The 20,461-nt window shown below is 39.0% G+C and carries 20 protein-coding genes and 1 riboswitch; of the genes, 1 reads left to right on the top strand and 19 read right to left on the bottom strand.

All coding sequences use genetic code 11. The features are described 5' to 3' along the window. Positions 1 to 58 precede the first annotated feature (58 nt). From NSQ43_RS10470 to NSQ43_RS10435, 8 genes are all read right to left on the bottom strand, one after another. Positions 59 to 1,345: a PepSY1/2 domain-containing protein gene (locus tag NSQ43_RS10470; RefSeq protein WP_339249962.1), complete on the bottom strand. Its 1,287-nt coding sequence runs from the start codon at positions 1,343 to 1,345 to the stop codon at positions 59 to 61. Positions 1,346 to 1,389: 44 nt separating this feature from the next. Next, on the bottom strand, positions 1,390 to 2,175 hold the full coding sequence (gene sleB, locus NSQ43_RS10465) for a spore cortex-lytic enzyme (protein ID WP_339249960.1): 786 nt from the start codon (positions 2,173 to 2,175) through the stop codon (positions 1,390 to 1,392). A gap of 120 nt (positions 2,176 to 2,295) precedes the next feature. Continuing rightward, complete coding sequence (gene prsW, locus NSQ43_RS10460) at positions 2,296 to 2,973, bottom strand: glutamic-type intramembrane protease PrsW (protein ID WP_339249958.1); 678 nt, start codon at positions 2,971 to 2,973, stop codon at positions 2,296 to 2,298. A 152-nt stretch (positions 2,974 to 3,125) separates the two neighbouring features. Next, positions 3,126 to 4,088 carry a YpdA family putative bacillithiol disulfide reductase gene (locus NSQ43_RS10455; protein WP_339249956.1) on the bottom strand — a complete coding sequence of 321 codons (963 nt, stop codon included), beginning with the start codon at positions 4,086 to 4,088 and terminating at the stop codon, positions 3,126 to 3,128. 81 nt (positions 4,089 to 4,169) lie between these two features. Continuing rightward, positions 4,170 to 4,943: a metallophosphoesterase gene (locus tag NSQ43_RS10450; protein WP_339249954.1), complete on the bottom strand. Its 774-nt coding sequence runs from the start codon at positions 4,941 to 4,943 to the stop codon at positions 4,170 to 4,172. Positions 4,944 to 5,002: 59 nt separating this feature from the next. Next, positions 5,003 to 5,647, bottom strand: a complete 645-nt coding sequence (locus NSQ43_RS10445; RefSeq protein WP_339249952.1) for a LysM peptidoglycan-binding domain-containing protein — start codon at positions 5,645 to 5,647, stop codon at positions 5,003 to 5,005. Between the two features lie 80 nt (positions 5,648 to 5,727). Further along, the gene (locus NSQ43_RS10440) at positions 5,728 to 7,161 is read right to left on the bottom strand and encodes an ATP-dependent DNA helicase RecQ (protein WP_339254873.1); all 1,434 of its coding nucleotides are present in this window, start codon (positions 7,159 to 7,161) and stop codon (positions 5,728 to 5,730) included. Continuing rightward, entirely contained in the window at positions 7,161 to 8,198 is a 1,038-nt protein-coding gene (locus NSQ43_RS10435) for a helix-turn-helix domain-containing protein (protein WP_339249950.1), read from the bottom strand. Before NSQ43_RS10435 ends, NSQ43_RS10440 begins: the two co-directional genes overlap by 1 nt. A 118-nt stretch (positions 8,199 to 8,316) precedes the next feature. Here NSQ43_RS10435 and NSQ43_RS10430 point away from each other — a divergent pair, with 118 nt between their 5' ends. Next, positions 8,317 to 8,574: a ferredoxin gene (locus NSQ43_RS10430; RefSeq protein WP_339249948.1), complete on the top strand. Its 258-nt coding sequence runs from the start codon at positions 8,317 to 8,319 to the stop codon at positions 8,572 to 8,574. A 63-nt stretch (positions 8,575 to 8,637) separates the two neighbouring features. Here the strand turns inward: NSQ43_RS10430 and NSQ43_RS10425 are convergent, their stop codons facing one another. From NSQ43_RS10425 to NSQ43_RS10375, 11 genes are all read right to left on the bottom strand, one after another. Beyond that, positions 8,638 to 9,261: a hypothetical protein gene (locus NSQ43_RS10425; RefSeq protein ID WP_339249946.1), complete on the bottom strand. Its 624-nt coding sequence runs from the start codon at positions 9,259 to 9,261 to the stop codon at positions 8,638 to 8,640. A 1-nt stretch (position 9,262) separates the two neighbouring features. Then, on the bottom strand, positions 9,263 to 10,309 hold the full coding sequence (locus tag NSQ43_RS10420) for a hypothetical protein (protein ID WP_339249944.1): 1,047 nt from the start codon (positions 10,307 to 10,309) through the stop codon (positions 9,263 to 9,265). Positions 10,310 to 10,557: 248 nt separating this feature from the next. Beyond that, complete coding sequence (locus NSQ43_RS10415) at positions 10,558 to 11,139, bottom strand: ECF transporter S component (protein ID WP_339249942.1); 582 nt, start codon at positions 11,137 to 11,139, stop codon at positions 10,558 to 10,560. A 213-nt stretch (positions 11,140 to 11,352) separates the two neighbouring features. Beyond that, a riboswitch (FMN riboswitch) is annotated at positions 11,353 to 11,484 on the bottom strand. Positions 11,485 to 11,559: 75 nt separating this feature from the next. After that, on the bottom strand, positions 11,560 to 12,759 hold the full coding sequence (locus NSQ43_RS10410; RefSeq protein ID WP_339249940.1) for a hypothetical protein: 1,200 nt from the start codon (positions 12,757 to 12,759) through the stop codon (positions 11,560 to 11,562). Continuing rightward, a complete protein-coding gene (sigX, locus tag NSQ43_RS10405; protein WP_339249938.1) occupies positions 12,760 to 13,287 on the bottom strand; it encodes an RNA polymerase sigma factor SigX in 528 nt (175 codons plus the stop codon). Between the two features lie 78 nt (positions 13,288 to 13,365). Then, positions 13,366 to 15,165 (bottom strand): ATP-binding protein, encoded by a 1,800-nt coding sequence (locus tag NSQ43_RS10400; RefSeq protein WP_339249936.1) that lies wholly within the window; start codon positions 15,163 to 15,165, stop codon positions 13,366 to 13,368. Beyond that, positions 15,158 to 15,877, bottom strand: coding sequence for a response regulator transcription factor (locus NSQ43_RS10395; protein WP_339249933.1), 720 nt, complete (start codon positions 15,875 to 15,877; stop codon positions 15,158 to 15,160). Before NSQ43_RS10395 ends, NSQ43_RS10400 begins: the two co-directional genes overlap by 8 nt. A gap of 103 nt (positions 15,878 to 15,980) precedes the next feature. Beyond that, complete coding sequence (ccsB, locus tag NSQ43_RS10390) at positions 15,981 to 17,165, bottom strand: c-type cytochrome biogenesis protein CcsB (protein ID WP_339249931.1); 1,185 nt, start codon at positions 17,163 to 17,165, stop codon at positions 15,981 to 15,983. A gap of 2 nt (positions 17,166 to 17,167) precedes the next feature. After that, entirely contained in the window at positions 17,168 to 18,808 is a 1,641-nt protein-coding gene (locus tag NSQ43_RS10385; RefSeq protein ID WP_339249929.1) for a cytochrome c biogenesis protein ResB, read from the bottom strand. 16 nt (positions 18,809 to 18,824) lie between these two features. After that, entirely contained in the window at positions 18,825 to 19,355 is a 531-nt protein-coding gene (gene resA / locus NSQ43_RS10380) for a thiol-disulfide oxidoreductase ResA (RefSeq protein WP_339249927.1), read from the bottom strand. Between the two features lie 261 nt (positions 19,356 to 19,616). After that, positions 19,617 to 20,348, bottom strand: a complete 732-nt coding sequence (locus tag NSQ43_RS10375; RefSeq protein WP_339249925.1) for a pseudouridine synthase — start codon at positions 20,346 to 20,348, stop codon at positions 19,617 to 19,619. Positions 20,349 to 20,461 lie beyond the last annotated feature (113 nt).

Genomic DNA, 20,461 nt, shown 5'->3' with positions numbered 1-20,461 from the left:
TGTCATGGGTAGGCATTAATTCCAACATCAAATTTTCAGGTCTATCTTCCTAAAGAATTCAATCCAACTTTTCGGTCTTTATAACTTCCGCGTTTTCAGTATCGACAATTATCGTGTATGTGCCGGTATGACCATTTTCATCTCGGGTCACCTTTAGATAGTGGGTAAGTCTTTGTTCCAGCTTCTCGTTTTCAACATAAGCCAATTCTTCCTCAACGACTTGGACATCCTTATGGAAGAACTCTCTCCAATCGATCTTTTTAATTGCTTGTCTTGCCAACTTTTCTTTTCGGATGTACTCTGATGCATCCAATCCGATAATATCTCCATTATCTTTTGCTACTTTCAAATGGATCACGTCCGAAAATACTTTCGCTCCATAGAATGGTTCCTTCCTTACAAATACGAAATGCCAAGCTGTACTGTTTTCCCTAGATTCTTCATAGACAAGATCCTTGTAGTCAGCATTCTTTAAAAAATCTTCCGCTTTCTTTTTTATGTCATCAAAAGATAAGGATGCCTTTCCAAACGGTCTTTCCGAGAGATAGGAAAGTACATGTCCGCCTTTTTCTGTAATATCGATGTAACCGATCGACTCACGATCCGCAAAACGGATGTGGAAAAACGGGTAAGGTGAGCCTGGTTTACTCTTCTCTACACCAATAACGTCATTGGACACATTTGGAAATAGCGTCTTGAATCGATTAATCGCTTCAGCTTGTGTGACCTTGGCATCTTCGAGATGTTTTAGGTCTCTTTTCTTCATGGCATCAGATTCACTTGCAGTTAGTGGAAAATCACTTTCCGTATAGGATTTAATGGAAGCCCCCATATTGGTCCAATCTACATCAGGGTTCGATACGTCCAATTTTCGTGTCCATTCGTCCATAGTATATTGACCGTCCAGTAATCCTGAGGTTGCAAGTTTCCACTCATCCTGCATAGCCCCTAAATTTACCGAAGCCTGAGACATTACTTTATAATACTCTTCAGGCTGTGCGGATCGGTCGGCTTCCTTTGCGTAATTTCCTATTCTGCTTAAGTAATTCATCCACGAAGTTGTAAAACTTGCATCAAGTGGTAATGACGCAATCGAACTTTTTATGTCTGAAGAAAGCCGCCAAATGTCCTCTCTTGACTTCTTGGAGCCTTCTGATTTATTAAACAATAGAGTTTGTTTTACAGCCTTATCAAGTTCTCCAAGTTTATCGGATGCATCCGCCATTTTCATTGCATACTCATTACTCAATGCCAAAGATAGTTTATTATTTTCCGTCGCCTTCGTAAAGGCAAATACTGAAACAGCAATTAACGCGTAAGCAAGAACAAATACAGTTTTTTTCATTTGGATTTAAACAGCACTATATGCTGTTCTTCGATCCTCCTTTATCAATTGCAAAAGATATGCAGGCCAATCTTTTTAATTTGTGGTCTGGACCAAATCCATTTACTTGTTGCGGTTATCGGGTTGAAATAATAGATGGCATTTTCTGAAGGGTCCCATCCATTTAAGGCGTCAAGAACAGCCTCTTTTGCTCTCTCATTCGGAGTTAACCAAATCTGTCCATCTGCAACAGCTGTGAATGCTCCTGGTTGGAAGATAACTCCACTGACCGTGTTAGGAAAATCGGGATGCTCTACCCGGTTCAATATGACAGCTGCAACTGCTACTTGCCCTTCATAAGGTTCTCCTCGGGCTTCACCATATACGGCATTTGCCATTAGTTTAAGGTCTTGCTCAGAGTACTTGGAAGGCAGATGGATGTTTTCCGATTTACCTCCTCCTTGTTTTACTTGTTGAGCCAATGGTTTACCACCGTAGTGTGTGAACTGATTACCTTTCCTCAAATTATCCATTACAAATTTTTCATCGTAAGAGGAAGCGGCAGTAAGTTTCTTTTTTGTTTGCGAACCGGCGATTCCGTCGATAGGTAAACCGTATTGTTCTTGGAAGTTTCGCAACGCCCAATAGGTCCCATAGCCAAACTTCCCATCGATTTCACCTTTATAGAATCCAATGTATTGAAGTCTTGCCTGTAGTTCAATAACATCGTCCCCAGTTGCTCCCCTTCCTAAATCCCGCGAGCTGAAAGCGTCGATATGGATAGGAGATGTTGCGTATACAGAACCGATCAGCAATACAATTATTAATAGACGTTGTACTATTTTTTTCAATACAATCCCTCCTTTCTTTCAGTTTGTCCAAACAATTTCTTTTTAGTATCAATAAAAAACAAAAAAGATCCGGATTTACTCCGAATCTTCGTAGGACTCATTTATCGTTAATAATTAATATCATTTTAACGGAGTCTTTCTTCTGAATTGTTGCATTGCAAATGTATGCGCATATTTTACTCGCGTTAGTCCAAACCACCATAAAAACAACATGAAAGGAATGATTAAGTATAGTGAGTGGTCATTGACCCCAAGGATTCCATTGTATATGAAATGGAGAATGAATGGTGCGAAGAAGGCGAAGAATAACATACCTCTCTTATTGGATTTTGTTGTGAATTTGGCTCTACCAAAGTAGTATCCCATAACAACACCGAATAGTGCATGACTTGAAACTGGTAAGAGAGCACGTAAAAAAGCTGTATCTAATCCAAAAATGAGTAGATAGAGAATGTTTTCGACTGTAGCGAAACCAAGGGATACGCTTGCACCGTAAAGTATCCCGTCATAGGCATCTTCGAATTCCATATGTTTGTAGATTGCGACTAAGAGGATGAGCCATTTGAAAAACTCTTCAATCCAACTGGTAAAGATGACATTTCGGAAGAATTCGTTTGGGATGATATTTTCTTCTTCGAATACGTGTTGTATGAACATGATTGGGAATGTCATCATTGTACCGTAGATGAATGTATGGAACAGTGTGCGTGAAGGTTCTTTTGCTATTTGTTTCCGAAGGTAAAAGTAGCTGAAGAGTGCCAAGCCTGGCGCAATCGCTACTGTAAGTAATATGATCAAACCAAACCGGCTCCCCCTTCTGCTTTATATTACCAATATAAACAACATGTGATTTACGCTACAGACGGAAGCTTTTCGCTTCGATCAACGGAAATACCTAATCTCTTAATGGTACATGTTTAAAACAAACCATATTTACCACTATAGTAGGTTTAGTGATTGGCAACAATATGATTAGCTATTAATCCACCATGGTGGCGTCCGTTTTCGATGAAGATTTCGTTTGTATTGTTACCCGCTGCAATGACGCCTGCTATATAAATCCCTTTAATATTAGTTTCCATTGTAGATTCGTTGTATGTTGGTCGGCCGGTTGCTTCTTCGATTTCGATGCCAATCCGCTCTAAGAAACTATGGTCGGGATGGTAGCCGATCATGGCGAATACATAATCATTCTCGATAGAGTGTTTTTCTCCGTCTTTTTCAAACACTACAGTATCAGGTGTGATTTCTATAACATTTGAGTTGAAATGCATGTCGATTTCACCATTACGAACAAGGCTGTCAAAACCCGGGAGAATCCATGGTTTTACACTTGGGGAATACTCCGAACCCCTATAGATCACTGTAACCGATGCACCTGCACGAAATAGTTCGATTGCCGCATCGACAGCTGAGTTTTTGCCTCCAATTACGACAACCTTTTTTCCGAAGTACGGATGGGCTTCCTTGAAATAATGGGATACTTTCGGTAAGTCCTCTCCAGTTATTCCAAGCCTGTTCGGATTGTCATAGTAACCTGTTGCAATAATTACATGTTTCGCAAAATAGCTCTTCAGGTTCGTTTTTATGATAAATCCTTCTTCTTGTTTTTCGACGTTCTCAACTGTTTCAAAACTATTAATGGAGAGTTTCTTTAATTCCGCGACTTGCCGATAATAGACAAGCGCATCGTTTCTTTTAGGTTTTTCTTTCGCGGTGATGAAAGGGATATCTCCAATGGATAGCTTTATGCTTGAACTGAAGAATGTTTGATGTGTTGGGTATCGATAAAGTGAATTGACAATATTTTCTTTTTCAATTATTAATACATCCAACCCTTTGTTTTGTATTTCGATAGCGGCGGAAAGCCCGCATGGCCCCCCACCGACCACTATGGCGTCTTTCGTAATCAATTTCTATCAATCTCCTTATTAACTCTAACAGTGAGTGCCTCACACTCACCAATTGATGTTGAGTTGACACAAGACCCAACATCAATAGTATATTTTAATAACATGGCTTTCCGGGGCTGCCCCTAACCGTAGAGGAATAATAGATGTCCCATAACCATTGCTTATCAATTTCGCTCTTCCGTCTTGCAAACTGAATCTGCCTAATGCATGCATTGAAAATTTACCTAATCTAATTTGCCCTCCATGGGTATGACCTGCAAGCATCAAGTCAGGACTACAAACAGCCTCTATTTTTTTGAACATATAAGGGTTATGCGTAGCTACAATCAAATACGGATAAGAATTGGCATTTCTTAGGGTAGCCTTAATATCAACACGGCCGCTTGACGGATCGTCAGTACCGCAAATCCTCCATAAAGGATGGTTTGGGATACTTGCATCGCTGTTGTCTAATATAATTCCACCATGCTTACTAATAATTTTTCGAATTTCTTCTTCCCCGACTTCACGATCATTATTACCCCAGATAAACAATAATGGTCCAAGGGTGGAAAGAGCCTTAACATTTTGTTCGATACGATTCAGTGGAACGCCTGCTTCCGCAAGATCCCCGCCTATAACGACTACATCAATTGACTCATGCCTTTTAACTTTTTCCAACAAACGTTTATCAATATGGCGCCTGTGTATATCCGATATAAAAAACAGGGAAAGCTTCTTGCCTCGATTTATTTCTTTTCGGACAGTGTAGGAATGTATAATTACGTTTCTGCGTTTTGCAAAAGCGAACATATACACTAAACCAGCAATCATCAATACTGCAATCCCAAACAGACTGTTAAAAATTATTCTCATTACACACCTGCCATGAGAAAGAGGCAAAGTCACGGCTTTGCCTCTTTCAAAATTTCATTTTATGGAATGATCAACTTTTGTCCGGCCATTATGTTAATCGTAGTCAGACCATTCGCTTTCATAATCTTTTCAATGCCAGCGTCACTTCCATAATAATTCATCGAAATTCGATAGAGTGTTTCATTTTCGGCAACGATATGGGTTTTAGATAGTGTTTGCTCAGTCGTTTTTTCTTCAACTTTCGGTTTCTCCGTCACCTTTGTTGAAACTTCCTCTTCAGATGTAGGAGGATTAGTATTTACAACAGGATTTTTAGATTCTGATTCGTCAACCGTTTCTTCATCAGCATTCCCTTCAGTAGCATTTTCATCCTCTTCATCTTTCGGATCAATGCCGACCGAGTTATTATCTGTCTTGCCTGAAGAATTTGTCCCGACTTGTACTACTTCGTTATTAGCAACTTTTGCTGAGCCGCTATCAGGTCCATTATAGTAATTATATATAACATATACGAATATCAATATCGGTATGAATGTAAAAACACCAAGGATGACATTGATCATTGTATATCTTGACGTTTTTTTCTGCTTTCGTTGGCGGCCATATCGTTCCACGCGTGAAAGCAAAGTTGCATCATCATTATGACCAAGCTCTATCTCTTTGCGACTATTCTCGAATTCTACTTTATAATCATCATTTTTCATCGACAAATTCTCCTATCCAACGATGCTCTTCCTTATATTATGACGAATATTGTCGTAAAAGTAAACGTTCATCAGATATGTTAACCAAGAAGCTTGGTAATTCTTTCATCCCAAGTAACTTTTTCACTCCATTTTTTCTTATTTGTTTTTTCTTCAAGCCATTCTAACCCGTTTAGACCGCATGTTGAACAGCATGCTTCAGGCTTTTCTCGGCAAGTTTCGCCAAAATATGACAATGCGGTTTCCCGAATACAACGATCAGATTGAACGAGATTAATCATTTTTTGAAGTTCTGATTCTTTTTCTGCGGAAAGAGTTTTCATTCGTTCATTGATTTCATCCAATGAATATCTTTCCAAGTAATAGTCTACAATTCTTCTTCCTGTATCCGATAAGCCGGCCAATTCAGCAGATGTAGATGGGTCATGGTCTTCAGTAAGCAACTTCATATAATGTCGCATCTGACTTTCATCCGGTCGATCAGATTGAATGATGAAACTTGTCATTCTTTCGTCTCGTGGCATATAAAGCAGCGTGGCTATGGAAGGTAAACCATCCCTCCCAGCCCTTCCCACCTCCTGAAGATAACCAGCTATGTTTGACGGTAAATGTTCGTGAATAACTTGTCGAATATCACTTTTATGTACACCCATCCCAAAAGCATTGGTTGCACAAATCCATTCCAGTTCATCATTTAAAAATTGCTCTTGGATGATCGCCCGCTCATCTTGTTCTTTTCCCGCATGATACGACTGGATACGCAGACCAGCCCCCTGCAATTCAGTCGCCAGTTCATCGGCACGTTTGCGTGAAGACGTATAGATGATTCCTGGGCCGGTAGTTTGAAAAATTCGTTCCTTAATCCAAGTTGTTTTCTCCGTAGTAGAATTAAGTTGAATAATGGAGTAAGAGATATTAGGTCGATCCAATGAGTGTCTTTCAATTGCCGGCTCGTCCATTTTTAAATAGCTCGTTATGTCATTAATTACTTTTGTATCGGCTGTTGCCGTCAGCGCCAATATTGGTGACTTCCAGCCAGATAAATATTCGCCGATACGTAAATAATCAGGTCGGAAATCAAAACCCCACTGTGAAATGCAATGTGCCTCATCTACCACAATTAGGCCAATTTCAATTCTTTTAAGTTGAGAGCCGAAAAATTCATGTGAAAGCATCTCGGGCGACACAAAGATAAATTTATAGTCTCCAAGGCGTGAGATAACTCTGTTTCTCTCAGCAAACGAAAGAAAAGAATTTAAAGCGACAACCCGCTTCTCCCCATTTTTCCTCATTTGCATGACCTGGTCTTCCATTAGGGATACAAGAGGTGAAATGATTAAAACGGATCCAGGTAAAATATAACCGGGTAATTGATAACAGAGTGACTTCCCCATTCCCGTAGGTAAAATAGCTACACAATCATGTTTATTTAAAACATGTTGAATTACTTCTTTTTGGCCTGTACGAAAATGAGTGTAACCAAACCGTTCTTTGAGTATCAAATGTAAATCCATCAAGACTCACCTTCCCTGTTAGCAGTTAATATTAATCGAAGTTCGAAATAGGAAAGCTCTTCAAATTCATTTTTTAATAGCTTAAGTCTTTTCGTCCCCCATTCTTTCGATTTAGATAAGACCTCTTCAATAGAATCTTTCGAAACAAAATGAGCAACAGGGAATAGTTCATCATTCATAGCCATCTCGATAATATGATCCTCAATTGTACTAATTTTTAATTTTCTAACTTTAGCTATGTCTTCCATCGAATATCCTTGGTCAAAAAGTTTTTTTGTTCTCATTGCTGATTCTGTTAAATAGGAATGGACTTTGATGCCCGATGCGCATTCTTTTAAAAAATGATAGTTATTGGATGATTCAATGACCGGTAACAGCATATGTAGACTCTCTATAAATAACAAGTAGATACCCGTTGTCGTCCCGTTCATTTCGGAGGCAAGCTGATCGAATGTTTTTGCCGTTTCTCCATTTCCTGTCAACCTGTTCGCAAATATGTATTTATGTGTATCGCTCATGCCACTCTCTATAAGTGATTCTTTTAGTTCTTCGCCAATTGTTCTCCCGAATTCCGGTTCAGTAATTGGTTTCCCTTCAAGAAGACGTTTCACAAAAAGTTGTATTTCACGATCCCTTTGAATAGGCGTGAATGATGTGGAACCTGTTCGAAAATGTGAAATGGTTTGGACAGCCAATGCAATTCGTCCAAAAAACATCATTTCCCTACCCCGATAATCCCAGCCTTTAAAGTGGGGAATCTGATATTTCTTCACTTCCATGTTCCCTTTTTCAGTAAGACGACAAAACCTCTGGTCAGAGGTGATCAGTTCCATGTTAACCAATTCATCTACTGTTTGTGTGTATAAATACTCGTCCAATTTTGGCCAGATTCCAAAAAAAGGTCTCAAATCGAAATAATCCACATCTTGTAGGGTCTGGCCTGATTTTTTGCCACGCAAGAGGTACAGACCTGCATTCAACGTTCGTTCTCCGTTCATTTTGCTTATGATAAATAATAGGATTGAAGACAAATTCATGTCAGATTCCCCCTAAGTAAACGTTTTATATTGTTTTATTGTTGAAAAGTAGTGAAAACAGCTTTAGAATAGTAAGGGAACTAAATAGATTGTGCGGAGAAAAGAGGAGAGAACGTCAATGACTAGCAAAAAATACACCATCGTTGACCAAGATACATGTATTGCCTGCGGAGCTTGTGGCGCAGCGGCACCTGACATCTATGATTATGACGATGAGGGGATTGCGTATGTTATTTTAGATGATAACACGGGTACGACTGAAGTTCCAGAAGAACTATTGGAGGACATGGAGGATGCATTTGATGGCTGCCCTACAGATTCTATCAAAGTCGCGGATGCATCTTTCGATGGCGATCCATTAAAATATGAAGATTAAGCAATCGGCTGCCCTTTATGAGGCAGCCTTTTTTTATAGTATAAATCAATGTGTAATATTTGACTAAGGCTTAAATCCCTCATACTTGTCCTCGAACGCTTCAATCCATTCCATATCGATCGGCCCATTAAGAACTTTGTAATACGAGGTTTTATTGAAGGATAGTATCCGATTTTCGTATATGGATGCGCCTGTCGTTTTATCCTTCAAGTAAACCATAACCACAAATCCTTTCTCTCCGGAAACATTTCCATTCCACTCGGAATCCTTCATCTTCTTTACTCTATACTGGCTCAAGAATTCCAACAATTCTTCAACGGGTTCCTTTTCTTCAATTCGCCAATCGGAGAAATTGAATTCCATAGCTTTGAATTTATCTTCTTGATATGTGTTTAATTCATCCAAACCCTTTTCCCTATGGTCGTCATATACACTCCACGAAAAAAACAGCAAAACACCAATAACCCCGATCATGTGATATGTCATTGGTATTTTAATCACAAGAAATCTCGCGGTTAAAAACGCAGCAGGAAGCACGATTAACATGATGGAAATTAGTCCGAGTGGTTCGGGTATAAGGCTACCGAAAACCCACTGATTCCATAGGTATGAAAAAACCTTAAAATATAATAAGAAAAACAGGATTCCCCAGAAGTAAAATGCAAATTTGCCCTTTATCGTATCCAATTCAACTCCCCCCTTGTATGCTGTTAAATTCAAAAAGCTCATGATGATCTTTATGCAACACTGCATAGATTTCTTCTAAAAGCCGCTCCACCTTGTCAAACGCTTCACATTCAACAAGATTTTCCAATGAACTATCATTGTGTTTAATCTTAGTAAACCATAATGCAGATGATAGTGAATAAATGTCACTTAACACACCTTTTTCATCATCCGACAAAGGTCTTTCAGTAATATAGCCTTTATAGAAGTATATGAATAGCTCTTTTCGATCATTATCAGTTAATCCATCCGCTAAATCCATTTCACAAGCTGTCAACAATCCCTCAAGCACCATGTCGCCAACAAGGGTTTCATCACCAGCAATATTATAATCGTAAATCCCGATATCCCCTTCTATGTATGACAAATTGTTTATAGAAATATCGCCTTGTGTGGCAAACCTTGGTAACCTATTCCAAGCCAACTTTACGGTCTCAAGCTTTTTTGTATATAGCTCGTTTATTTTCCGATACATAACTGTATCAATTGCGCCTGAATCACCTAACTTACAAAAAGCATCATATCCACTGACTTCGTTATACCCAACAAGATTAAAAATAGTAGGGCTACCAATTAGACAGTTCCCTTCCTCCGATATTCTATGGATTTTCCCCAATAATTGGCCCAATTTATAGGCAAGGGTAAGGTCGATTGCTTTGATCTCTTCTCCTAAATAATCCTCAACAGTAACAGCAACTTTTAGATGATTCAATTTATAATTTTGGCAGTACCTTCCCTTACTGACATACCTTTTAGGTGTTAAAATACCATGTTTCCTTAAATAGTCGGAAAAGACACTTTGGGACTCAATAATATGAGTTGGATGTTCTTTTTCCCTGACAAATTTCACAACAAGCGGATTTCTATCAGCGAATTTCACTTTGCATATTATTTTCACTTCCGCATTTGTCTCATCATAATAATGAATAAAATAATGAATGTTAGTGACTTGCCCATTGATTTTATACATTGCTAGTACTTCATTAATCGTTTCCAAATCGATTTTCATGTTACACCCCCTACTAACTTTGAAATTCAGAAATTATTTTGTGGGTTTTATTCAAAGTATTGTCTCCTCAATAACTTGAAGCGCGTTACTTTTACACCAACCATATTATACCACATGGATATTTAACTTATTTGAAAATTGAATACAAAATTCATGTAATTTTTGTAAGTTTCTTCGTTGATTGTAGTGGAGGGAATATTTTTGTACACTAAAAAGGCTATCCCAAAACAACCGGGATAGCCTCTTCCTTACATCGATAACTTATGCTGTTGTTGGTTAATCCATTTATACATACTCTTATATAACAATAACGAAACAACCATTAACATGATTCCTTTTATTAGATTAAATGGAAGGATCCCTAATACGATTACATTAAACATTGCGTCACCCGTATAGGGTGGCATATTTAAAAAGTAAACGTACATCGGTAGGAACACTGCATAATTCAATACGCTCATTCCGATAGCCATTGAAGCAGTTCCTACAATTAGACCCACCGTAAGTCCTTTAGTAGATTTAATTTTATTGAAGATGAAATAGATTGGCATAATGAATAGAATTCCTGTAACAAAGTTTGCCATCTCTCCAACAGGTACACCTGTGGGACTTCCTGATAAAAACCAATGCAATACATTCTTCAGAAGTTCTACTGCAATACCTGCAACTGGCCCCATCGTCATAATTGCTAATACTGCCGGGATTTCACTGAAGTCGATTTTCAGGAATGATGGTAATGCCGGCAGGGGGAAATTCAACTGCATTAAAACTGTTGAAATGCTCCCTAACATCGCGATGAGAATCATTTTTCTTAACTTCTTGTTGTTCATTTTGTTCCTCTCTCCTTTTACGATTCACTTCAAAAGAGGAAAGGTCTGACCGAATATTGTGTGTCCACTAAAAAACCCCAAAGCTAAAATAGCTTCAGGGAGAGTTTAAAAGGCAACATTAAATAAGGGGTTGATTATAAAGAAATTTTCTCCATATATCCCCATACTTAAATAAGCACCCTTTTTGTAGACAACACAAAAAGACGGCTGCACCTTCACCTTCTCCCATCCAGACTATACTGTCGGCTCCGGAATCTCACCGGAATCAGCTGTTAAGCTCGCGGGCTAAGAAGAATATCTTCTATTTCCGCCGGTCGGGAATTGCACCCTGCCCCGAAGATGAATCAATATTATATTACTACTCTATTGTAGATTAAAAAAAGCATTTTGTAAACTCACCTGTTTACAAAATGCTTTTCATTATGGTAACCAAATTGGATTTGCGCCGATCGGCTTTGGTAACGGTTTTGTTAGATCATAATTTTCAAAATGACTTTGTTCAATATTTTTCAATTGGACCTGTACGTCGTAATTACTTGCCGTCAACATGAAGCCCTCTATCATTTGCAATACATCGTGTTCAGGTATTGTTGTAAAATCTAAAGGTGAATCAAAAGTCACAACAGCAACTCCATGCGATTCGGTAACTTGGTAGTCAATTCCTGTTGGAATAACCTCTTTCACAATGTCGTTGTCCGCCTTCTTCATTGAAAGTAAAGCTTGAGTTACAGTAGAGGAATCCCCATTTTCATATGGTACTAAATAAGTTTCCCCTGAAGGCATGACATACTTGAAATAAGGCAGCTGACGTTTTAAGGAGAATTCCATAGCTTCTCCTACATAATCAAATACCAGTGGATTTCCGCCTTCATCGACTACTTTAAATTCATCAAAATCAGTAAAAGTTTCCTTTGTTGAATCAGTGTATGAGTTTAAAATAGCTACTGCCATATCATATCCATGATTCTCCGGAAGTTTATGAATCACTGTCTTTCCAGTTGTCGTCAATTCCCCTTTATATGGATGATAATTATCAAAACCATAACTTTCTTCATCAAACAGTCCTGCATATTCCTTATATAGCGCCACACTATCCGGATGATCAATTTCTAAATCAGTTTGAACCCTGTCTTTATCAATAAGAATAGTAACCGGTACTACATTCGCTTCATGAATAAGTCCAAGATTTAGGGAGAACGTATTATCGTTTTCTTTTGCTAAAACGACATGACTTCTCATACCCATAATATCCATTGAAGAAAATGTCGTCGTTTCAAAAGATTCTGAGTCACTATCTTCTTCAACTGATGCCTTTTCAGCTTTATTATCCATCGTAATCGATTCCTTATTAGCTGATCTTGCATTATCCATCATTGGTTCGGATACCATGTCTTGGTTGCCTTTTAACATGGACGGCAAAAGCAAGCTGAGTAATAATAAGGCGGCAACTGCAACGATACTTGGTATCCATTTTTTAACTTTCGGACGACGGTCTTCTTTCAATCGATTATCATTTTTCAGACGTTCCAAGATTTCTGATGAAGGGCGGCCATCCTTGATTTTCGGCATTGAATGAAGGAGTTTATCTAAATTGTCGTCATTCCATTGATTGTTTGCCATTCAACTTCCCCCTTCTTCCGAAAGAGCATTCATTTTCTTTTGTAAAGCTTTAATGGCACGGTGCTGGGTTGTCTTCACTTTTCCTTCCGTCCAACCAAGTGTTTCCGCTGTTTCGGCAATGGACAGCTCTTGGAAGTACCGTAAGACAATTACCATTTTTTGATCGCCCGTGCATGTGTTTAATACTGAGAGCAATTGCTTCATGTCTTCATTCAATGATAGTAATTCATCAGGAGTACTGCCGCCAGATACAAGCTCGCTTTGCTCCCAATCAAATTTATCGAAATGATGTTTTTGCCTTACAGATTTCTTTCTGAAATGGTCAATAGCAACATTTTTTGCGATTGAAAACAGCCAAGTTTTTTCAGAACTTTTACCTTCAAATCCGGAATATGCACGCAACACCCGAATATATACCTCATGCATTAGGTCTTCAGACTGGGTACGATCTCCGGTTAAATAGATAAGAAAGTTGAAAATATCCTGATGATATTGCTCATACAGCCTGTGGAAAACGGAGTCATCCACAAAATCCCCCCGTTCAATACATTAGTCGTAATTCAAGATGAAAAGTTTCATCTTTGGGTATTGATTTTTGATCGATAGTTAGGAATTTAAATCGGCTTGTTTCGGGCCTAATGGCAATGTGCAATTGAAGACAGTCCCTGATGGATGAGCCAATTCTGCAGTTATTCGGCCATCATGTGATTCGATTATTGTTTTTGCAATCGCCAACCCTAAACCTGTTCCGCCCTTTCCTCTCGTCCTTGCTTTGTCCGCCTTATAGAAACGCTCGAAAATGAATGGCAAATCTTCTTTAGGAATTCCACTGCCTGTATCTGCTACCGTAATGTCAACGGTCTCCTTCTTCTTTTCGACACTTATTACCACTTTTCCTCCATTAGGAGTGTGGCGAATTGCATTATCAATTAGGTTTGTAAATACTTGCTCCAGTCGATCATCGTCAGCAAACAAGATTGTTCCATTATCATTCTCCTCATAGCTAAGAGAGAGTTCGACATTGGAGTCCCTTGCAATTTGCATGAACTTGTTCAAGACTCTATTTAAAAACGGGATTAGAGAAAAATGATCTTTATACAAACGCATATGACCCGATTCCATTCTTGCCAGATCGAGTAGATCTGTAACAAGACGACTCATCCTTTTTGATTCATCATGAATGATTTGGACCATTTCGTTGCGTTCCTCTTCACTCGTTACTACATCGTCAATTATTGCCTCACTGTAGCCTTGAAGCAAGGATATAGGAGTTCTTAGCTCATGGGAAACATTGGCGATGAAATCGGATCTCAGCTTATCTAATTTATGCTGTTCAGTCATATCTCGTAAGACCGCAACGGCTCCACGAATACTATTTTCACTATAGAGTGGGCTAATTGAAACACCATAGAACTGACCAGCTAATTCCAATTCATCCTCCACTTCTTCTGAAAAGGAAATAGCATGTTCTAACATATGGAAAATTTCGGGCGGCAGTACCTTTTCATCTGCTCCATTTGCAAAATACCACTTTTGTAAAAGTCGTTCAGCCTGGGGATTGCTAAGTAATATTGAATAATCCCTGTTAAATGTAATGACAGCATCTGTCATGGACGTTAGAATACTTGATAATTGTTCTTTTTCCTGCTTGATTAGTTCCATTTGGTATTTCAACTGTCTTCCCATTTGATTGAAAGCTGTTGCCAACTGGCCAATCTCGTCATTTTGGGTCGATGGTAGGCGAGTGTCAAAATTACCCTTAGACAGTTCAAATGCTGCCTGTCTCATCCCTCGTAAAGGAGACGTTATTCTGGTTGAAAGGAAGAATGCAAAGATTGTTGTTAAGATGAAAGCGATAAAAGCTGAAAGGAAGACGATATGTGTAGTTCTCTTCGTTGTTCGATGAACAGCATCCAAACTTTGGTACATTATAATTGAATTGAAAATGCCTTCCGTCACTTCATAGGGATGAACAAGAACCAAATATTGTTCCATGACATCAGAATCTTTAAGAGAAGGTAAAATCATTTCTTTCACAATCTTTTCATTCACCTTTAAGTTTGTGAAAAACTTGGATTCAGCTAAAATTTTCTTTTCTATTTTTTTTTCATTTAACCCTTTATGAAATGAGTATTGAACATTCTTGTCAGAGCTTACGATCAATGCATTCGTTTCATTATCCAATATATCTTGAATAATTAGCTGCATAGCCGATTCGTTTTCATGATCTACAACGATTTTTCCTATAGTAGTAGCTTCCCTACGAAGAGAATCCTCTGCTTGGTTCGTATGGAAATTATCGAGAAACTCTAAAAGAAGTACGGTCACGATAAATAGGACAAAGGAAACGAGAAGCAATATGGTTGCCCATAGCTTCCCGACGATTGAATTCCATATCCTATTCATTAGGTACCTCGAATTTATATCCAACTCCCCAAACAGTTACAATCATTTTAGCGGCACTTTCAGATACGCGGCTAAGCTTTTCTCTAAGCCGTTTCACATGTGTGTCGACTGTGCGCAAATCTCCGAAAAACTCATAATGCCAAACTTCTTTCAATAGTTGTTCTCGGTCAAAAACTTTATCCGGTGCCTTCGCAAGGAAATACAATAACTCATACTCTTTAGGAGTTAAATTGACTTCCTTCCCTTCCGCAGTTACGCGATGGGCATCGTGATCTATCGTCAATTGAGGGAAGACAACAAGATCCTTTGAGCTGTTCGCTGCATTTGCATCAGGGAAAGTTACAGAGCGTCTAAGAATCGCTTTCACACGAAGAACGACCTCTCTAGGACTGAAAGGCTTAACGATATAATCGTCTGCCCCAGTTTCAAACCCTGCTACGCGGTCGGATTCTTCACCTTTTGCAGTTAAGAGGATAACAGGCGTCATTTTTTTTGCATCTCGCAATTCCTGCAAAACTTGTAGACCGTCTTTTTCCGGCATCATTAAATCCAATAAAATGCAATCATAATGATTCGTTAGAGCTTTTTCTATTGCCTCTGCACCATCAATTGCTTCTTCAATTTCAAAGCCTTCTCGAGAAAGATACATATTCAGAAGACGACGGATACGATCCTCGTCATCAACCACTAATAACTTTACAGTTTCCTCCATAATTAATATCTCCTTTCGACAACTCTCCTGCTATTATTGTACAAGCTGTTTGAAAAAAAAGAAAGACTGCACAGCCCTTCGAAAGCTGTGCAGTCCAATCGGCTTATGCATAAGAATGCAAACCGGCTATAATCAGGTTCACCGCGATTAAGTTGAACATGATGATAACAAATCCTATAACCGCAAGCCACGCTGATTTCTTACCCTCCCAACCTTGTGATAGGCGAACGTGTAAGAATGCTGCATAGAAGAGCCAAGTAATAAGTGCCCAAACCTCTTTAGGATCCCATCCCCAGAATCTTGACCATGCTTCATGAGCCCAGATCATCGCGAAGATTAGCGCCCCTAGAGTGAAAACAGGGAATCCGATTAAAACAGAACGGTAACCGATTTCATCCATAAGTTGCGAATTAGCTTTTTTCGCAAATGGCTGGAATACACTTGCAATCGATTTACGGAAAATTAATCGTAACAACAGATAAAGGATTGTACCCGTAAATACTGACCAAACAAAGGTAGTCAATGTTTTCGCATTTACAATTGCCGGCATTTCAAACCATGGCGTCATTGCTTCAGGTGTCTGCGCTTCATATTCGTTCATTCCGAATAATGGCGGGTAATTATACTCGATTTTTGCGGGCACCTGATTTTTATCGATATACGTAAAATTAGCTTCATACCCAGTCATTTTGAATGTTGTAGAGGACACTACAAATCCAAGTACAAGTACAAGTGTAAACATGACCGCTTCAAGCCAAAACCGTTCTTTCGATTTTTTTGTCAAATCTACGTTCTTCAAAAGGTAAATTAAACCCGCTACCGCACTAATCGCAAGGATCGCCTCTCCTAATGCTGCAGTTATAACATGGATTGCCAACCAATGGCTTTGCAGAGCAGGGATTAATGGAGTAATCTCTCTCGGGAACATACTAGCATAGCCAATAATAATGATTGCTATAGGCAATGCGAATAGGCCAAGAGACGGTGTTCGATACAAGAAGAAAATAAGAATGAAAGCCCCTACTAACATCATTCCGAAAGCAGTTGTAAATTCAAACATATTACTCATTGGTGCATGTCCCGAAGCTATCCATCTTGTAATAAAATAGCCGATATGTGTGATAAAACCGATAATTGTTATCGTAATACCAATTTTACCCCATCTATTATTTTTATAAGACGCTTCTGATTTTGCACCTTTCACCGCCCCACCGAAGAAAAGAGTGGCTACCATATAGGCGATAAAAGAAACTAAAAGCAGATTAGCACTTAGTGATGCAAGATTCATAATTATTTTTCTCCTTCCTCTTGCTCGATTGGCTCATTATCCCGTCTATCTTCATATTTTGGCAAGTTGGCAAAGTCTTTGACTTCATCCAATTCCTTTTTCAACATGAACCAGTTTTTATTTGTATGGGCTGCGACAAGCAATTCCTCGCCTTCCCCTTTTTGAACCCAAATACGTCTATGGTTCCAGAAGGATCCTTGACAAACGCCGATCATGAAAATGAGTCCACCAAAAAGAAGTATATATAAAGTCTTATCTTTACGGATTGTTAAACCTGATATATCACGAGTATCTGCACTGACAAATTTAACAGCATATGCATTTTCTTCTGTTTCTAATGTTTGCCTAATGGCGACAAAACTTTTTTCACCTTTTGGCTTGTCAGGCGTTCTCATATCGAATATAAATGCTGGGTTGTTCGGTATTGGAGACTTAGAAACCGGTTCGCCGTTTTCAACACCATCATAGTCTGCATAATATCCTATCAAGTTAACTTGCGCACCATCATTCAACTTATAAACACCTTCGGGATCATCAAGGTCAATCGTAAACTCACCAAATGACTTCCCAGTTTTCTTTTCCACTAATTGCATCGTCATCGATTTAAGTTCATTCAGACGGTAATCCATTTGGAAAATGCTGTATCCCTCAAATTTTAGTGGCTTATTAACGACTATGGAATAATCTTTTACAAGGTCTAAATCCGTTGAGCCAGGCAGACTGTCTTCTTTCTTTTTGTATAATGTTACATCGGTTTGATAATTTTTTACGATAGTACCTACTCTATCAAGGGCATCACCAAAGACTTCTGCGGCCTCTTCTTTTGTATAATACTCCATACTGAAATCATTACTCTTCAAATAGAACTCGGGTGCACCGGGTATCGAACGTAATTCACCTTCCCGGATCCACATTGTCTCATCGACATAGAAGCCAGGAATACCGCGCAACAGAATACCGAATAAGAAAATGATTAACCCCGTATGATTGACATATGGGCCCCAACGAGAAAAACGTCCTTTTTCGGCTAATATTGCGCCGTTTTCCGTCTTTACGTTATATTTCATTTCCTTCAATTTTTCCTCTGCTTTTGTTAGAGCTAAATCCGGGTTTTCAGATGAGCCTATGCCATAGACACGTTGTCTTTTCATGAAGGAAGTATGACGTTTGGTCCGCTGTTTCTTCAATGATTTATATAGAGGGATGACCCTATCCACACTTGCGATAATGATGGACGTTCCAAGCATTCCGATTAGTATCTTAAACCACCAGCTATTGTACATATCATAGAAGCCTAATTTATAATAAAGCGTCCCAATGAAACCATAAAGTCGTTCATAGTAAGCTAACATTTCATCTTCTCGAACAGGCACGTAAAACTTTTGTGGGAATAACGTCCCGATAGCCGATGTCGCAAGCACTGCGACTATAATGCTGACACCAATTTTCACACTTGAGAAAAAGTTCCATATCTTGTCGATAATTGATCTTTTATAGGTTTGTGATCTCCGCGCTGATCCCTCATAGCGCATATCAACGACATCCGCTTTTTTCGCTTCCTCCGTCATTGGTCTGCCACATTGTTCACAAAGTACGATTCCAAACGGATTTTCATGACCACATTGGCATTTGATTTTACTCATGATTATGAACTCCTTATTAAGGTTGGATGCTTTCCATGTAGGAAATTATTTCATCCCTAGTCATTTCCGTAATGATGATCTTTTTTATTCTTCCATCTTTATCGATAAGGAAGGTTGTTGGAAGTGGTTGAATATTGTATAGGTCTCTTATGTCCTTCGCCTTGTCTATGACAATTGGAAAAGTAAGACCATATTGATCACGGAATGTTTCCACCTTTAAATTAGATTCACCACTGTTTATGGATAAAACATGAACCCCTTTTTCTTTAAAAGCATTATACTGTTCTTCCATATCTGGCATTTCCCGTTTACACGGCGGACACCATGTGCCCCAGAAATTTAAAAACACACCTTCACCTTTATAGTCAGATAATCGTTGAACATTGCCATCTAAATCAACAAGTTCGAAGTTCGGCGCCTTATCGCCTACCGAAAGGACTTTCACCTTGTCTTTTGAAACTATAGAAAAAATAATTGCAGCTGCCAATAATAGAAGAACAACACTTCTAAAAATAAGGCGTGACTGTTTTTTATTCGCTTTGGACAATTGAATAGCCCCCCTACGATAATAATATTCCAACTCTAATTATAGCAAATCAACCATAGGTAAATTTAGCAATACGTGATAGGTTTGTGACAAATCAAAAGCGGAGGGTGGCGGTTAGCCTCGACAGTAAGTGCAAAGAGATGCTCGTAACACTTCGCTTTTACTCGTAAAAGCCGTTCTTCGTTACGGCTTTGGCTGCCACCCGGAGTCTGGACGTCATCAAAAGCGGAGGGTGGCAGTGTTGCCACCCGCTATGATTAGTTATCCGATTTTGCCTGTTTCAGCAAGGACTCTTAGTTGCTTGACTTCATGAGTGGTGAGTTCACGTGCTTCTCCCGCATTTAATCCGTGCGTTGTCAACATCGCGAAAGACTCCCTTCTCAGCTTCTGTACAGGACAACCGATAGCGTCAAACATTCTACGGACTTGTCGATTCCGTCCTTCATGGATAGTGATTTCAACAATTGCCGTACCCGTTTTTTTGTCAAACGACTGAATTTTAACTCTTGCAGGTGCCGTCATGCCGTCGTCCAGTTCAATACCTCGTTCAAGCTTTTTCAATGCGCTACGTTCTGGGATCCCCTTTACTTTTGCCACATATTTTTTGTGAATACCAAATTTCGGATGCGTCATCAAATAAGAGAAATCACCATCATTTGTTAAAATGATGATTCCAGACGTATCAAAATCAAGTCTGCCGACTGGGAATATACGTTGTTCCACCATCGGGAGAAGATCGAGGACCGTCTTTCTGCCCTTATCATCGCTTACAGTCGATATGTACCCTCTCGGTTTGTATAGTAAATAATAGACGAACTCCTCCTTAACAAGCTCGACTCCTTCTACTTCTACTCTGTCATTACGGGTAACTTTCGTACCTAATTCAGTAACGACGATTCCATTCACTTTTACTTTCCCATCGACGATTAGCTTTTCCGCTTTCCTACGGGATGCAACGCCGGCTTGGGCCAATACTTTTTGTAGTCTTTCCAAATCGTCACCTTCTTTCTACCTCAAAAAATTATGTCATATTTCCGTGCAAATGAAAAGAAGACCGACCTGTATACAGTCAGTCTTCCCGAAATTTTATAGTCAACACAATTATT

Origin of the sequence: Sporosarcina sp. FSL W8-0480 (assembly GCF_037963765.1) — a bacterium.
In the GTDB taxonomy this organism is placed as follows: Bacteria; Bacillota; Bacilli; order Bacillales_A; family Planococcaceae; genus Sporosarcina.
Note: the sequence above shows the minus strand (reverse complement) of the source record. Positions and strands in the feature narration are given on the sequence as shown.

Excerpts from the sequence above, each read along its gene's own strand:
- NSQ43_RS10470 (WP_339249962.1), bottom strand. The coding sequence starts at position 1,345 with ATGAAAAAAACTGTATTTGTTCTTGCTTACGCGTTAATTGCTGTTTCA.
- NSQ43_RS10450 (WP_339249954.1), bottom strand. The coding sequence starts at position 4,943 with ATGAGAATAATTTTTAACAGTCTGTTTGGGATTGCAGTATTGATGATT.
- NSQ43_RS10445 (WP_339249952.1), bottom strand. The coding sequence starts at position 5,647 with ATGAAAAATGATGATTATAAAGTAGAATTCGAGAATAGTCGCAAAGAG.
- NSQ43_RS10440 (WP_339254873.1), bottom strand. The coding sequence starts at position 7,161 with ATGGATTTACATTTGATACTCAAAGAACGGTTTGGTTACACTCATTTT.
- NSQ43_RS10435 (WP_339249950.1), bottom strand. The coding sequence starts at position 8,198 with ATGAATTTGTCTTCAATCCTATTATTTATCATAAGCAAAATGAACGGA.
- NSQ43_RS10430 (WP_339249948.1), top strand. The coding sequence starts at position 8,317 with ATGACTAGCAAAAAATACACCATCGTTGACCAAGATACATGTATTGCC.
- NSQ43_RS10420 (WP_339249944.1), bottom strand. The coding sequence starts at position 10,309 with ATGAAAATCGATTTGGAAACGATTAATGAAGTACTAGCAATGTATAAA.
- NSQ43_RS10415 (WP_339249942.1), bottom strand. The coding sequence starts at position 11,139 with ATGAACAACAAGAAGTTAAGAAAAATGATTCTCATCGCGATGTTAGGG.
- NSQ43_RS10410 (WP_339249940.1), bottom strand. The coding sequence starts at position 12,759 with ATGGCAAACAATCAATGGAATGACGACAATTTAGATAAACTCCTTCAT.
- NSQ43_RS10400 (WP_339249936.1), bottom strand. The coding sequence starts at position 15,165 with ATGAATAGGATATGGAATTCAATCGTCGGGAAGCTATGGGCAACCATA.
- NSQ43_RS10395 (WP_339249933.1), bottom strand. The coding sequence starts at position 15,877 with ATGGAGGAAACTGTAAAGTTATTAGTGGTTGATGACGAGGATCGTATC.
- ccsB (WP_339249931.1), bottom strand. The coding sequence starts at position 17,165 with ATGAATCTTGCATCACTAAGTGCTAATCTGCTTTTAGTTTCTTTTATC.
- NSQ43_RS10385 (WP_339249929.1), bottom strand. The coding sequence starts at position 18,808 with ATGAGTAAAATCAAATGCCAATGTGGTCATGAAAATCCGTTTGGAATC.